This window comes from Streptomyces kaniharaensis, from assembly GCF_009569385.1.
In the GTDB taxonomy this organism is placed as follows: Bacteria; Actinomycetota; Actinomycetes; order Streptomycetales; family Streptomycetaceae; genus Kitasatospora; species Kitasatospora kaniharaensis.
In genome coordinates this window covers 193037-206303 of the sequence record NZ_WBOF01000002.1, presented here as the reverse complement: position 1 = coordinate 206303, position 13267 = coordinate 193037, and the positions used below count along the sequence as shown (strand labels likewise).

14 protein-coding genes are annotated in these 13267 nt (G+C 72.4%); 7 read left to right on the top strand and 7 right to left on the bottom strand.

Annotated elements, in window-relative coordinates; all coding sequences use genetic code 11:
- Positions 1–126 precede the first annotated feature (126 nt).
- On the bottom strand, positions 127–1503 hold the full coding sequence (locus F7Q99_RS28485; protein WP_326847291.1) for an IS1380 family transposase: 1377 nt from the start codon (positions 1501–1503) through the stop codon (positions 127–129).
- A gap of 598 nt (positions 1504–2101) precedes the next feature.
- On the bottom strand, positions 2102–2941 hold the full coding sequence (locus F7Q99_RS28480; RefSeq protein WP_153466827.1) for a hypothetical protein: 840 nt from the start codon (positions 2939–2941) through the stop codon (positions 2102–2104).
- On the opposite strand from F7Q99_RS28480, the gene F7Q99_RS43340 reads away from it, so the two are divergent.
- The 4 genes from F7Q99_RS43340 to F7Q99_RS28460 all read left to right on the top strand — a co-directional run bounded on the left by F7Q99_RS43340 (position 2901) and on the right by F7Q99_RS28460 (position 6466).
- The gene (locus tag F7Q99_RS43340; protein WP_326847290.1) at positions 2901–4022 is read left to right on the top strand and encodes an NUDIX hydrolase; all 1122 of its coding nucleotides are present in this window, start codon (positions 2901–2903) and stop codon (positions 4020–4022) included. The genes F7Q99_RS28480 and F7Q99_RS43340 overlap by 41 nt on opposite strands.
- Positions 4023–4081: 59 nt before the next feature.
- Positions 4082–4948: a nucleotidyltransferase family protein gene (locus F7Q99_RS28470; RefSeq protein WP_326847289.1), complete on the top strand. Its 867-nt coding sequence runs from the start codon at positions 4082–4084 to the stop codon at positions 4946–4948.
- Positions 4949–5288: 340 nt separating this feature from the next.
- The gene (locus tag F7Q99_RS41670; protein WP_230210968.1) at positions 5289–5798 is read left to right on the top strand and encodes a phytanoyl-CoA dioxygenase family protein; all 510 of its coding nucleotides are present in this window, start codon (positions 5289–5291) and stop codon (positions 5796–5798) included.
- Positions 5799–6082: 284 nt separating this feature from the next.
- A complete protein-coding gene (locus tag F7Q99_RS28460) occupies positions 6083–6466 on the top strand; it encodes a hypothetical protein (protein ID WP_153466826.1) in 384 nt (127 codons plus the stop codon).
- A gap of 169 nt (positions 6467–6635) precedes the next feature.
- On the opposite strand, the gene F7Q99_RS28455 is transcribed toward F7Q99_RS28460, so the two are convergent.
- From F7Q99_RS28455 to F7Q99_RS28445, 3 genes are all read right to left on the bottom strand, one after another.
- The gene (locus F7Q99_RS28455; RefSeq protein WP_230210967.1) at positions 6636–7193 is read right to left on the bottom strand and encodes a DUF4253 domain-containing protein; all 558 of its coding nucleotides are present in this window, start codon (positions 7191–7193) and stop codon (positions 6636–6638) included.
- 417 nt (positions 7194–7610) lie between these two features.
- Positions 7611–8660: a threonine/serine dehydratase gene (locus F7Q99_RS28450; protein WP_326847288.1), complete on the bottom strand. Its 1050-nt coding sequence runs from the start codon at positions 8658–8660 to the stop codon at positions 7611–7613.
- A 24-nt stretch (positions 8661–8684) separates the two neighbouring features.
- Positions 8685–9488 carry a phytanoyl-CoA dioxygenase family protein gene (locus tag F7Q99_RS28445; RefSeq protein ID WP_153466825.1) on the bottom strand — a complete coding sequence of 268 codons (804 nt, stop codon included), beginning with the start codon at positions 9486–9488 and terminating at the stop codon, positions 8685–8687.
- Between the two features lie 62 nt (positions 9489–9550).
- Between F7Q99_RS28445 and F7Q99_RS28440 the strand changes: the two genes are divergently transcribed.
- From F7Q99_RS28440 to F7Q99_RS28430, 3 genes are all read left to right on the top strand, one after another.
- Positions 9551–10228: a TetR/AcrR family transcriptional regulator C-terminal domain-containing protein gene (locus tag F7Q99_RS28440; protein WP_153466824.1), complete on the top strand. Its 678-nt coding sequence runs from the start codon at positions 9551–9553 to the stop codon at positions 10226–10228.
- A 5-nt stretch (positions 10229–10233) separates the two neighbouring features.
- Entirely contained in the window at positions 10234–10632 is a 399-nt protein-coding gene (locus F7Q99_RS28435; RefSeq protein WP_153466823.1) for a hypothetical protein, read from the top strand.
- Positions 10633–10962: 330 nt separating this feature from the next.
- Positions 10963–11913, top strand: coding sequence for an ankyrin repeat domain-containing protein (locus F7Q99_RS28430; RefSeq protein ID WP_153466822.1), 951 nt, complete (start codon positions 10963–10965; stop codon positions 11911–11913).
- 259 nt (positions 11914–12172) lie between these two features.
- On the opposite strand, the gene F7Q99_RS28425 is transcribed toward F7Q99_RS28430, so the two are convergent.
- Positions 12173–12439: a hypothetical protein gene (locus F7Q99_RS28425; RefSeq protein ID WP_153466821.1), complete on the bottom strand. Its 267-nt coding sequence runs from the start codon at positions 12437–12439 to the stop codon at positions 12173–12175.
- A 191-nt stretch (positions 12440–12630) separates the two neighbouring features.
- Positions 12631–13110 carry a hypothetical protein gene (locus F7Q99_RS28420; protein WP_153466820.1) on the bottom strand — a complete coding sequence of 160 codons (480 nt, stop codon included), beginning with the start codon at positions 13108–13110 and terminating at the stop codon, positions 12631–12633.
- Positions 13111–13267: the final 157 nt, after the last annotated feature.

The following is a 13267-nucleotide window of genomic DNA, read 5'->3' as shown; positions in this document are numbered from 1 at the left end:
TGCTTGGCTGGGCTGGGTGTTCTGCCGACGGGTATGGCGAGGGCCCGGCTGTCGCGTCGGGTGGGCGCCGGGTTCCACGGCTCCGGAAAGTGGCGGGTGCTCGTCGGGACGGGGTGTTGTCGCTGGTCAGCCGGGGTTCGGCAGGGCTTGCAGGCGTGCGAAGGCGTCTGTGATCAGGTCGGTCCAGGGCCAGTGGCGGGCGAGGCGGAGGTGCCAGCGGCGGCCGGTGGTGACGAGCTGGGCGGCGGCGGAGAACAGCCGCAGCCGCAGGCGCTTGGGCTCCCACCGGCGAGCGGACCCGGTCAGGGCGAGCATCGGCATCCAGGCCAGTAGGTCGAGCGCGATCTGGACGATCTCCAGCCAGACCTGGTTCTGGGCGGCGTCGTGCAGGGGCAGGTTGCGCAGTCCGGTGTCACGGGCGGCGCGGATGCGGTCCTCGGCGCGGGCCCGCTGGCGGTGCCGCAGTTCCAGGTGCGCGATCGGGGCGTGGGTGGTGTTGGTGGCGAAGCAGGTGAGCCGCATGCCGTCGGCGTCGGTGAAGCGCAACTGGGCTCCGGGGTGCGGCCGTTCCTTGCGGACGATCAGCCGCATCCCCTTCGGCCAGCCCTTGAGCACGTCACCGGCGAGCTCGGCGACCCAGGCGCCGTCACGGACCTCGCCGTCCGGCTCGACGGCCGCCGTCCAGGTCGAGGCCGGGACCAGGAGCACGGCCTGGTGGATCGCATCGGTGATAGTCATCCCGACCGAGTAGGACAGCCATCGGCCGCGTGTGGTGAGCCAGTTGAGGAACTTGTGGGTGCCCCCGCCGGAGTCCGTCCGGATCAGCGTTCGGCGTCCGCGCCGGTGCTTCCTCGGCAACTGGGCCAGCGCCAGACGGGCCGCTTCGATGTGGTCGGCGGCGGTGTTGCTGCCCGCGTTGCCCGGTCTCAGCAGGCCGGCGACCGGTTCCCCGGAACCATCGCGGCCGTGGTCGACGAACGCGAACAGCGGGTGGTGGCCGAAGGTCTTCTTCCAGGTCTTGGCGGCGTGCTCTTTCTCGGAGTGCGCCAGGACCAGGACCCCGTCGATGTCCACGATCACCTCGCCGCCCGCGTCCGGGGCAGCGTTGCCGGCCAACCGCCAGACCTGCTCGCGGACTTCGGCCCTGGCCCGGCGGATCGCCGCGAGCGCTCGCGGTCCGGCCATGGCCAGGGTGTCGACCAGGCGGGAGACGGTCGGGTCGGAGGCCACCGGGCCGAACAGGGCGGGCTCGGCCCGCAGCATCGCGATATCGGCCAGGCAGTCCCCGCCCAGGGCCACGGCGAGCGCGACGTCCAGAAGGATCTTGCCGGGATCATGAACCGCCCGCTGCTTGCGCCACGGCGTCAGCGCCGCCGACAGCGCCGCGTCCAGCCCCGCCTTGCGGGCGGTCTCGACCAGCAGCACGGCGCCGGACTGCGAGACCACCCCGCGACCATCGCCCTCGACGCGGACACTCGGATACAACCCGCTACGCTTCTTCACCTGAGGAGTGCAGCTTTCTTGATGACGATCATGACCCTAGACAAGTCCAATCGTCCCAGGTCAGCGGCACTCCTCGTTCTTTTGATCACGCCTCGGACAGCGCTGCTCGTGAAAGCGCGAGGCTAGCGACCGGGCCCCCACCTCCACCAGGTCGGCGGCCTCCTGGAGAAGGCCGCCACCGAGCTGCGCACCGCCGACCGCTTCCGCGGCACCCTCCTGCCCGTCGTCATCCGCCACCTACGCTGCGCCGCCGCCGTTCTGGCGCACGCCCGGGCCCGCCTTCAGGCACCGGCCGGGCCGACCGCCGAGACGCACCCGGGCGCCGGGTGGCCATCAGGCTCGAGAACTGCCGCGCGCTGAGCGTCGCGCACAAGGCCGACTACCGTTCCAGCGCCGACTCGATCGTCCGCAGTTGGCTACTTCGAGGCCTCCCCTCGGGCGATCGCCGCACGCCTCGACAGAGCCTGCCTCCTGGGCATCCTGTGCCGCTGCGGGCAAGCCCAAGCCACCGGCAAGGTGGTCCTCGCCGTACGGACCCCACCGAGCTTTCGGCCCCACTCGTGGAAGAGCTCGTCGCACTCCAAGGCGGAACCGAGCGTCACCAGGCGGCTGGCGCGCTGGCGGCGTGGTGCATGTCGGTGAGGGCGGAGGTCAGGCGTGTGGAGCCGACGGTGGCTGCGAGTGCGGTGGCCTGGGCGGCGTGGTGGTCGGCTTCGGTGCGCTCGCCCTGCCGGTAGAGCACGGTGGCCAGGCGTGCGGTGGCCATCGCCCGCACCCGGGCCTGGGTGGTGTCGGCGTCGGCGGCCCGGCGCAGGTCGGCGACGACCTGTGGATGCAGGCGGCCGGTGGTGGCGGACAGCAGGTAGAGGGCGAAGCCGGTGTCACTGCCGACCTTGGCTGCAGTGATGGTCTGTGTCCAGGCCGGTCCAGCGGCGGGATCGGTGACGCGTTCGTAGGTGCGCTCGGCGGCCAGCAGGTGCCGAGCCGCCTGCCGCTCATCGCCAGTGAGGGCGTGGGCCTGGGCGCGGACGGCGGCGAGCATCGCCCGCGTCGCGGCGGGCAGGCGACCGTCCACCTGCTCGGCCAGCAAGAGGGCCTGGTCGGGGTGGCGCAGGTGGATCTCCTGGCGGGCGGCGTTGGTGGCCAGGTGGCACAGCAGCCCGGGGTCGCCGTGCCCGCGGCCGGCGGTCAGGCCGAGCTGGAACAGCGGGCGGGCCTCGTCGTACAGGCCGGCGTCGAAGCTGGACCAGGCGGTCAGGTTCGCGAGGCGGGCGATCGCGCCGAGCAGCGCGCCTCGTACGGCGGGGGGTGGTGGACGCCGTGGTGAGGTCGATGGCGGCGTGCAGCTCGCGCAGCGCGAAGTCGCGTACGGCCCGCCCCCCGCAGGTGCGGTCCCAGTGCTCCAGCACGGTGGTGCGCTCGGCGATCGCGGTGACATCCGCCTTTCGCAGGCGGGAGACGGGTCGGGCGGGCGGCAGCAGGGCCGCCAGCGCGACGGCGAGGACGTCTCGGCGGTTCGAGTCACTCACCTCATCGGGATGATCGTGGTGGACCTGCTTGGCGACCAGGCCCAGCTCGGCCGCCGTCCCCACCCCCAACACCAGGCAGAGGGCCTGCCGGTAGTGCTCGTGCGGCCAGGTGATGAGGCCACGTTCTATGCGGGAGACGTAGCCGGCGTCAAACGACGATTCCCGCGCGGTCGCCGCCTCGACCACCCCTCGAACCTGGTCGGCGACCTGGCGCTGCGTCAGGCCGAGAGCCAGTCGCGCGCGCCTGAACAGCGCGTTCACCACGGGCGTCCCACCCCCAACTCTCGGTTCAGGACGAGGATTCATCGTATCGACCGCCGCACGGACTGCCCACCGATCTGCCCTGTGGATGTCACCCGATCCGGTGGTCTCCTGGATGTGCCCAACCCGCCGACAGGTACCAGGGCGAATGGGCACCCCAAGCCCGGCCGGGACCGTACAGTCCTGGCCATGAACGACAACACTGCGTCGTGGCGCGAGATCGAACGCACCACCGTATTCAGCAAGTTCGGCCGGTCCGTCGACCGAGTTGACTTCGAGCTGCCGAACGGGCGGAAGGAGGAGTTCTATCTCAAACGCGAGCGCTCGGCCGGCGCGGTGCTCGCCCTCACCCCCGACCAGCGCGTCATCCTCGCCCGCCAGTACCGGCCCGGTCCCGACCGCGTGCTGTACGAACTCCCCGGCGGCTTCATCGAACCCGGCGAGCAGGCGACCGAGGCCATCGCTCGGGAGCTGCTTGAGGAGACCGGTTACCAAGGCGAGGTGCACGCCGCCGGACCGTTTTGGCACGACGCCTACTCCAACGCCCTGCGCTTTGCCTTCTTTGCCACCGACTGCGTCAAGGTCGCCGAACCGCAGCCGGAACGCACCGAGTTCATCGACGTCGTCACCCTCACCCTGGACGAGTTCCGCACCCGCGTGCTCCGCCAAGGAGGGCTGACCGACACCGCTGCGGCTTACCTCGCCCTGGACGCTCTTGCGCTCCTGTAGCCCAGGAGACGGCGGGCGGGCCCCGGCACCCCAGCTCACCCGCCACCCGGGAGGACCCCGTGACCGAACGGAGCACCACCGAAACCCGCCCCGCCCACTGGTACACCAGCGCTCTCGTCTGCCTGCCCGCCCGTGCGGTCGCCCTGGTCCTGGCCGGCGGCAAAGGCAGCCGGCTGCGCACTGCGGCCGACCCGGAGCTTCAGGGCACGCCGAAAGTGCTGGTGCCGATCGACACCCCCGCCGGTCGCACCCCGATGCTCGGCCACGTCCTCACCGAACTCGCCGCCGTCGGGTTCCGCCGCATCGCCGTGCTCACAAGCACCGACCCGGCCAGCGGCGCCGACACCGTCGAGACCTACGCCTTGACCCACTCGGCTCGGCACGTGGAGCTGACCATCCACCGCGAGGACCACCCGCTCGGCACCGCCGGCGCCGCCTACGCCGCCCTGGCCCACCTGCCCGACACCCCGGCCGCCGTGGTGCTGCCCGCCGACACCCTCTTCCCCGCCGCCCTGCTGCCCTCCGCCGTCGCTGCGCACAACGCCCGCTCGGCCGCAGTGACCTGGACGGTCACCACCGCGCCCGGACGCTCGGCCCAGAACGCGGGCCGACTCTTCCTCGACCCCGGCAGCGAGCACATCGTCCACGCGCTGGAAGGCGTGGACGCCACCCTGCCCCCCGACAGCCGGCAAGGCCTACAGCAGGCCACCAGTACCGGCGCCGTCATCCTCACGCCCACCCCGTTCCAGGCTCTGTTCGAGGAGTACGCCCAGCGGCTCGCACAACCCGCCGAGGCGGACTTGTACCGGCAGTTCATGCCCTGGGCGATCAGCCAGGGCCACCGGGTCGGCGCCTACGACATCCGTACTCCGGCCCCCGACCTCGGCACCCCCGACCGCCTGGCCGCCTTCGGCCGCACCGCCTGAAAGGAGATCAGCACCGTGCTCACCGAACAGTCCGCCCTGACCGAGCAGCAGACCCGCCACTTCCGCGACCTCGGCTACCTTCGCCTGCCCAATCCCGGCCTGCCCCGCAACCTCCTGTCCGACGTCGCCGAGGTGGTCCGCGCCCGCGCCGCCCGCCTGCCCGCCGGGCAGGCCAAGGTCTACCGGCTCTACCAGCACAACCGGGCCCTGATGCACCGGCTGGTCGCCCACCCCGCCCTTACCGGGCCGCTGACCGCGCTGCTCGGCCCCAACGTGGTCTACGTCCTCAACCGGCAACAACCAGGGCTCCCTGAACGCCCCCGGCGCCCAGGAGGTGCGGTTGCACCGCGACATCCTCCAACCCACCCGCGGCCTGCTGACCGCCGTCGTGTACTTCGAGGACGCCACCGTGGAGACCGGCTGCACCTGGATCGTCCCCGGCTCCCACCACGCCCCCTACGTCGGCGTTCCGCAGCCCGACGGCGGCGGCACCTGGATGGACGAGCACCCCGAACTCGCCGAGCTCGCGGATCAGGCCGTCCCCGTGCCGGTCCCGGCCGGCGGCGTCCTGTTCCTCGACGGCACCGTCTTTCACACCGTCGGCCCCAACAACGGCGGCTCGACCCGCACCAGCGCGGACCTCGGCTACCGCAGCGCAGACGAGCTCGACGCCCACCCCGACCCGGACCGGCAAGTGGTCGTCGCCGGTGCCCACCTGTATCGGGGCAACGACCGGCCCAACCGACGAGAGCCAAGACGAGGCAGCAGTCCGCGCGGGGAGCGCGCACCGGGTTGGAGATGGTGCGTACTCCCCGCGTCCCTCGTTCCTGTCTTCCCCCGCCGGGCATGATGCGGCCGTCCTGCTGCGCGAGGCGTGAGCGGTGTGCCAGACGGACGATGCCCAAGCCGGTGTCCAGCCGCGACCGACATGCTGCCCCTGTGCCATGAACGGACCGCCCACCGCTGCTTCCTGCTGACGACGCCGTCGACCTCAGCGTGACCTGCTCACCACCGCTGCCCGGCCGAGGGCCGATGTGTGCGCGGCGGCGCGCCGAGCGAGCCCGCCAGCCGGTGGGGGAGGGGAGTTGGCCTGTTTCCGACCCGCCGCGCCGTGTCGTGGGGCATGATCACAGCGTGAGCATGTGGTGGGCCGGGCGCAGGGACGCCCTCCTGGCGGAACTGGCAGACGCGCTGGTGTTCTTCGGCGCCGACGTGGTCGAGGACCCCGGCATCGGCGAACTCGCCCACACCACCGAGACCCTCGCCGGGGAGTACCGCACCAGCGACCGGGGCCCCCACCTCCACCAGGCCGGCAACCTGCTCGCCCAAGCCGCCACCGAACTGCGCACCGCCGACCGCTTCCGCGGCACCCTCCTGCCCATCGTCACCCACCACCTACGCTGCGCCGCGGTTGCTCTGGCGCACGCCCGGGCCTGCCTTCAGGCACCGGTCGAGCCGACCGCCGAGACACACCCCGGCGTGAGGTGGCCGTCGGGCTCGAGATCTGCCGCGCGCTGAGCGCGGCGCACGGGGTCGACTACCGCTCGCTGTTCCATGAGGCCACCGTCCTGCTCGCCGGTCTACAGGACCCGGAGCACAAGCCACTCGCGGCCCTCATCAACCGCGCCGCCGGCCTTGGGCTTCGACACTTCCGACCGCTGCTGGCATCGTCTGGTCCGCAGGGCGGTCAGTCCCACCACAGCATCCAGCTGTCGGCGCTGACGAGGCACTGCGCGTAGGCGGTCAGGGTGCCAGTTCCCTGGAGGATGTTGTCGGGGCAGAGTGCCAGGTGTTCGGCGGCGACCACGCGGGCCTGGCTCATGCTGGCGGGCGGGGCCGCGATGCTGAGGTGGAGGGTGTTGAAGCCGGCGCCGACGACCCGGGCCCCGAAGCGCTCCTCCCAGCTGCGGAGCACTGCGGCGATCTTGCCGGTGTCGTTCTCGTGGTTGACCGGGCCGCTCCATCCGCACGCGGACAGCGCATCGGCGCCGCTGCCAGCTGGGATCAGTCCGATCCGAAGAGCGGGACGGCCTTGCAGCAGCCGGGTGGCGAGTGCGCGGGCGTGCTCGTCCGGGTCCGCCACCAGGTCGGGGGAAGGGGCCGGCCCGGGCCAGGTGGAGCCGAACGGGGCCGTGATGGCGTGCCGTTCCCCGGCTTCTTCCGGATCGTCCGTCCGGCACACCGCCACGCCATCCCACCATTCGCGCAGCAGAGCGGCCGCATCATGCCCGGCGGGGGACGACATCTGCTGCGGGTACAGCTCCTCGGACTGCCAGGGGCGGAAGTCAGGCTCGTCGCGCAGGGGAGCGAGGAGCAGCGGCCACAGCCCCGAGCGCTGCCGTTCGCGGTGGAGGCTCTCCCAGAGCCCGGCGGGGGGCCGGTCCGATGCTCATCCACATGACCGGTGTGCGGTCGTCGCCTTCGTTGGAACCGAGGAGACGGCCGGCCGGGAGAGGGGTCGCCAGGGCAAGGTGGTTGGCGGTCTGGGCCGGGAAAAGCTGGTGAAGTTCAGCCGGCAGCGGCTGGGGTGCGGTCATGCGCACACGCTAGGGGCGCATGCTGACACCACGGACGCTCAAGTCGGCCAGCCGCGAGCGACGCCCGGCGAACGCCGGAGGGGGCAGCCGGGCGGTCATCCGTCTGGCTGCCCCTGGCACTTCGGTCAGTTCGCGGGCTGGACGAGCGTGGCGGCGTCGGTGTTGGCGCCGCAGAGCACCACGCAGACCTTCTCGCCGTTGCCGGGCCGGTAGCTGCGGCTCGCCGTGGCGGGGCGGGTGGGCAGGTCCCGGCCGGGAGCGTGTTGGTCCGGGGAGGTGAGCGCGGCGAGGGCGGTGGCGGCGCCGTGTTCGACGGCGACCCGGCGGTGGTCCCACAGCGCCTGGCGGGCGCGGACGATCTCGGTGTCCGGTACCAGCACGGAGTGGACGCCGTCGTGCTGGGCGGCGGCGAGGGCCATGGTGGAGGTGCGGCGGGCGCCGAGGGAGTCGGCGGCGATCGAGTCGACGGGGACGTCGACCAGATGTCCGGCTTCCAGGGCGGCGTTGAGTGCGCGGCAGTTCTCCGGCTCGACCGCGACGGTGCGGATGCCGTGGTGCTGGGCGGCGGTGGCGACGCCGGCGAACAGGCCGCCGCCGCCGACCGCGACGACCACGGTGTCCAGGTCGGGGATCTGGGCGTGGATCTCCTCCAGCAGGGTGCCGGCGCCGGCGGCGATCAGTGGGTGGTCGTAGGCGTGGGAGGCGAGCGCGCCGGTGGCGGCGGCGAACTCCTCGCAGGCGGCCAGCGCCTCGGCGTACTCGGCGCCTACCAGGCGCACCTCGGCGCCGTAGCCGCGGAGCTTGGCCACCTTCACCGCCGGAGCGGTCTGCGGCAGGAAGACGGTGGCGCGGACGCCCTGTTGCTGGGCGGCCCAGGCACACGCCAGCCCGGCGTTACCGCCCGAGGCGATGGTCACCCCGGCGTCGGGCAGGGTGGCGGCGTCGCCGTGGGCCTGGATGAAGTTCTGCGCGCCGCGGGCCTTGAACGAGCCGGTGTGCTGCATGAACTCCAGCGCCAGCCACACCTCGCACGGCTCGACCACACGGTCGTCCAGGGGGTCGCGGTGGGCGGTGCGGATCGCGCCCGGGTCGACCTGGGCCAAGGTGACGGGGCGGATGCGTCCGGCGATGCGGTCGGTGGCGGCCTTGATGTCGCCGTACGTGAGCTGGTGCACGTCGTTGCTCCTGCGATGAGAGGTTCACGACCAGGCGATGAGCTGGCCGGTGGTGGTCAGGCCGAGGAAGAACGCGAACGCGATCCGGCGGCCGGTGGGGTTGGGTTCGACGGCGTGGAAGTTCGCGGGGTTGAACAGCAGCCCGTCGCCGAGCTGCGGCCTCAGGTCGACGTGCTGGCAGCGCTCGACCGCCTCCACCCGGAAGCCGTACGTCTGGCGGTACTGCTCGTCGGCCGGCTCCCAGCGGTGGCGCCACACGGTGGTCGCCCCACCTGCCTCCGGCACCGACACCCAGACGTTGAAGGCGAGCTGGGCGAGCACCTCCTGGTCGAATAGGCCGATGGGGAACTCGCGGTTGATGTCGTCGTAGTGGACCAGGGCGCCCGCGTTGATCTCGCGCAAGGTGCCGCCGAAGACGGCCTGGCCGCCGATCGTGGCCGGGGCGACGGCCGCGCCCCAGGCGGAGCCGAGGCGGGCCAGCGCGATGGCGATCGGGTCCGGGCGCATCCCGGCCCGCTGCCAGGCCGCCCGGGCGGCCTCCGCGTCCTGCCAGTACCGGCCGGAATCCAGGCGGCCATCCGGGCCGCGGTAGTCGTTGAGGGCCGGGCCGAACCGGACGATCCGGGTGGGCACGCGGGGCGGGTCGTAGTCGGCGGTGGGAAGCCGGTCCAGCGCGGACAGCGCGCTCGCGCAGGCCGACCGGTCGAGGAAGTCGGGGACGCGGACGGCTGCGAGGGTGCCGGCCGCGAGGTTGGCCAGGTGCCGGTCGGTGAAGGCCGCAGCGTCCACCGCGGTGAACAGCGGGTCGAGTGCCGTGGTGCGGGGCATGTCGCCTCCGTAAGGAGTCGGGGACCTACCGCGACGGTACGCTGTACCGTACGCTGACTCGCATGCCAAGGCAATCCACTTCCCTGGACCGCGCGACTCCCGAACACATCGCCGAGCAAGCCCTGTTGATCGTGGATCAGGACGGGCCCACCGCGCTCAGCTTCCGCACTCTGGCCGCCGCGTTGGACATCTCCGTCGCCTCCCTCCAGCGCCGCTGCACCGACCTGGCCGGACTGCTCGACCTGGTCACCGACCATCTCGCCGCCCAGCTCCCGGACATCGAGCCCGGCACTGACTGGGCCGCGGCGACCGAGCGGCGATTCACCGCGCTGTACGAGCTGCTGACGGCTCATCCGGGCCTGGTCGCTCTGCGCGGCGGACGCCCGTGGCTCGGCCCGCAGCTACTCAAGCGCCTGGTGGAGCCGCAGCTCGCCGACTCGATCGCGGCCGGCGTGACCGCCGAGGACGCGATCGTCACCTACCGGCGGCTCTACCTGCTGACCCTGGGCAGTGCGAGCTTCGTCGACCACCGCGACCCCAAGGCCGCGCAGGCCGCCACCCGCCAGGCCCTGGCCGCCCTCGACCCCGACGAGTTCCCGGTGCTGACCGGCCACCTGGCCCAGGTCCTGCCCGCCGTGGTCGACCACGAGGTCTACTACGGCGCTCTTCGCCAGCTGATCAGCGCCGCCGACCCGGCGCGGGCAGTCATCGTTCCCGGGCAGGCGGCCGAGGGGATGTAGTCCGTGTGGAGAGCACCCTCGCCGCCTACCGCGGCCAAACCGCGTGGCCGGAGCTGATCCACGGCCGCCCCGCCGTCGTCTACCCGCGCCAGCTCGCCGCCGGTCCGGTACGCGCCGGCGACGGCTGGTCTGGCCAGCGCCAGCCGGAAGGCTGGGCCGAGCCGCATCCGCTCTGGTCTGCCGTACTCGACGGCCAGCAGCTCACCATCACCGGCCCGGGCGGCCCGTGGTACTCCGGGCTGCTGGCCGCAACCCGCGACCGGCGCCGGGCCGCCCGGACCACCGGCGCCGTCCTGCAGATCACCGGGGAGTTCACCAACCCTCTGGAGTTCCCGGCCGCAGCCGCAGCCGGCCTCCTGCAGCTGTGCGTCGTGAAGCTCACCTTCACCGGCGACACCTGGTAAAGCCGCCGCGCCCAGGACCGAGAACGCGCCAACAGCTGCAGTGCTGCTCCTCAAGCCCGTTCAGACGTCCGCCTCCGCCGGATTCCAGATCCCGTACCGAAAGCCGTCCCAGAAGCTCCGACCGGATGCCTCCTCGCCCGTGCCGGTCGGGGCGACGCCCCCGCCGGCGCGGATTGTCAGGGCTCACACGGCGACTGTCCGGCGCTCCTGACGTCGCAGCAGGCACGCGGCTGACCGGATCGGCTCCGGAACGACGGCTGTCGGACCCGCATGCGATCGTGTGCGGAGGGGCTGACGCCCGCGCTGGTGCGGAGGGGACGGAGGGGCACGATGACGGGCTGGGCCGGTGTGACCTGGGACAGCTGGCGAGACCACGGCGACATCCGCGCGCGGCTGGAGGCTGGCGCCGACCCGGATGTGTGGAGCGGGGGGCGCCCGCTGCACCGGGCGGCAGGGTTTGGCTCTCCCGAGGTGGTGGCCGAACTGGCGGGCCGTGTCTCGGACGTGGACGCGCTGGAGTACGGGACGACGGCGCTGTGGGCGGCCGTCACGCAGGACCAACCGGACAATGCCCGAGCCCTCGTAGCCGCCGGTGCCGATCCCTGGCGGCCCCAGCTTGGCGGCTGGTCGCCGGGCCGCCTCGCCCTGGCCGGGCCAGTCCCCGACCTGTTCCCCGTCCCCGACGAAGAACCCGGCCTGACGGCAGCCGAACGGGCCACCATCCAGAGTGGCCGGCAACTCGTCGAGGCACTGGGACGTTTCCACTACGAGGGCACCGGCATCGCCTGCATCGCCGGCATCGACGCCACCGAGGCGATCCGCCGCCTGGACGCGACGCCTGTGGACGAGGAGTTCATGGCAGACTTCCTCGACAACCCGTACGAGTACGACGTGGACGAGAGCCTGCTCATCGCCGGCGTCACGACCGTTCCCGGCGGATGCATCGTCACCCAGCCCTGGGGCTACACCCCGTCCATCCCGGGCGCGATGATCCGCCTGACCACCGGTACCGTCGGCTACGGCCTCTACGCCAACCCCAAGAGTGGCAACCAGGGCAGCATCGTCCGCAACGGCACCGTCGAAGGCTGGGACCTCCACCCCGGCGGTGGCGCCCTCCCTGACGACACCCCTGAGGAGGTCCTGGCAAGCTATCTCTACCGCCGTCACGCCGTCGCCTACGCCTGCGCCTTCGCGGGTCTCCGACCCACCAGCGCCCGCGCCGTCACCGGCCCTGCCGACACCTGGATCCGGCTGCCCGACCTCGACTACTGGCAGCACTGACCTACCGGCAGGCCCCGGATGGCAGCCACACGGCGGTGGCCCGCAGGATCGAGAGGAAGCTCAACACACTGAACTTGGCAGAGCGACAGTCCCCCACACTCAACGACCGGGTGCCCGAGCTGTAGGCATGAGCACGCGGCGGCACCGTCAAGCGGCAAGTGCGTGGGCTCGGTGGGACCAAGGACCACGGCCACCGTGCGGCGAACAGTCGGCCCCGCTGCGCCCCAACCCGCTACAGGGCCTCTCGCAGCGATGCGTGTCAGCCGTGGACCTGGTGTTCCACCCGGTGCCGCAGGTAAGGGTCCGGGTGCGACCGCGCGATCGCCTGGGTGGCGCCCAGCCGCAGCCCACGTACCTCCTCCTCGAGGCGATCGGGTCCGCTCAGGCGCTCCGATGTCAGCAAGGGGTCGGGGATCTCGACCACGATGATCTGCGGTGACCACGGGGACCAGGTCCGCCAGAGCCGCGCCGCGTCCAGACAGGTGGCGGGGTGGTCGGGGGCGTGAGTGCCGGCGGATGTCGGCACAGGCGAGGGCCGTGTTCCCGGCCGAGCGGTCGGACGAGTGGACCACCACCGTCGGCGCGTGACGCCCGCGGTCAGGGCGGCGAGCTGGGCCGTGTTGAGGCCGAGCACGCGGGCCTGGCTCTTGGCGACGTTGCCGAGCAGGGTGCCGAGGGTCTGAGGGGCGGGCCCGCACAGTGCGGTCGGGAAGGGGGTCAGGCGGTGGCCTTGCCTGCGGTGACCAGGGCGGTGAGTGCGGTTCGCTGGACGTACACCATCAGGCCGACGGTGATGCCGGCCATCGCCAGGGCCATGAGGACATGGCCGAGTGCCGAGACGAGGGCGAAGCCGAGGGCGCCGAGCAGGACGTGGGTGCCGATCCGCAGGCCCACGAGGGCGAAGGCCACCTTGCGGGTGCCCTTGCCGCGCCACAGCAGTTTGGCGAGCTTCAGTCGCTTGCGCAGCAGGGTGAGCGAGACGGTGATGTTGGCCGCGACGAGGAGGATCAGGGCGGGCCAGGCGGACGGGAATGCTCGCAGCAGGTCGAAGGCGCCGGCCAGGACGCCCTCGAAGCCGAAGAACCAGGCGGGCAGCCGCATCTCGCCGACCGAGGGCAGCAGCTCACCGGCCGCGCCGGCGGCGTCGAGGCCGGCGGTGGGTTCGGATGCGGCCGCGTCGGTACCGGTGCTCGCCATGGTGTCCCCCGTGGTGTCGTCCCCTGCCGGGACCTACCCGCCCCGGTGATGATCATCAGTCTCGCATGCCGGTCCGGCCGCAGGTAGCGGCGATGCGTCAGCAAGGAGAGATGACGGATGTCATGAAGCCCGACGCCACACCGCCTCGAGCGGCTTC

Bases quoted from the DNA above. Each gene is read 5' to 3' on its own strand.
- F7Q99_RS28480 (WP_153466827.1), bottom strand. From the start codon at position 2,941: ATGTCACCGCGATCGCCGAGCGCACCACCGTGCTGGAGCACTGGGACC.
- F7Q99_RS28455 (WP_230210967.1), bottom strand. From the start codon at position 7,193: ATGTCGTCCCCCGCCGGGCATGATGCGGCCGCTCTGCTGCGCGAATGG.
- F7Q99_RS28445 (WP_153466825.1), bottom strand. From the start codon at position 9,488: ATGCCCCGCACCACGGCACTCGACCCGCTGTTCACCGCGGTGGACGCT.
- F7Q99_RS28440 (WP_153466824.1), top strand. From the start codon at position 9,551: ATGCCAAGGCAATCCACTTCCCTGGACCGCGCGACTCCCGAACACATC.
- F7Q99_RS28430 (WP_153466822.1), top strand. From the start codon at position 10,963: ATGACGGGCTGGGCCGGTGTGACCTGGGACAGCTGGCGAGACCACGGC.
- F7Q99_RS28420 (WP_153466820.1), bottom strand. From the start codon at position 13,110: ATGGCGAGCACCGGTACCGACGCGGCCGCATCCGAACCCACCGCCGGC.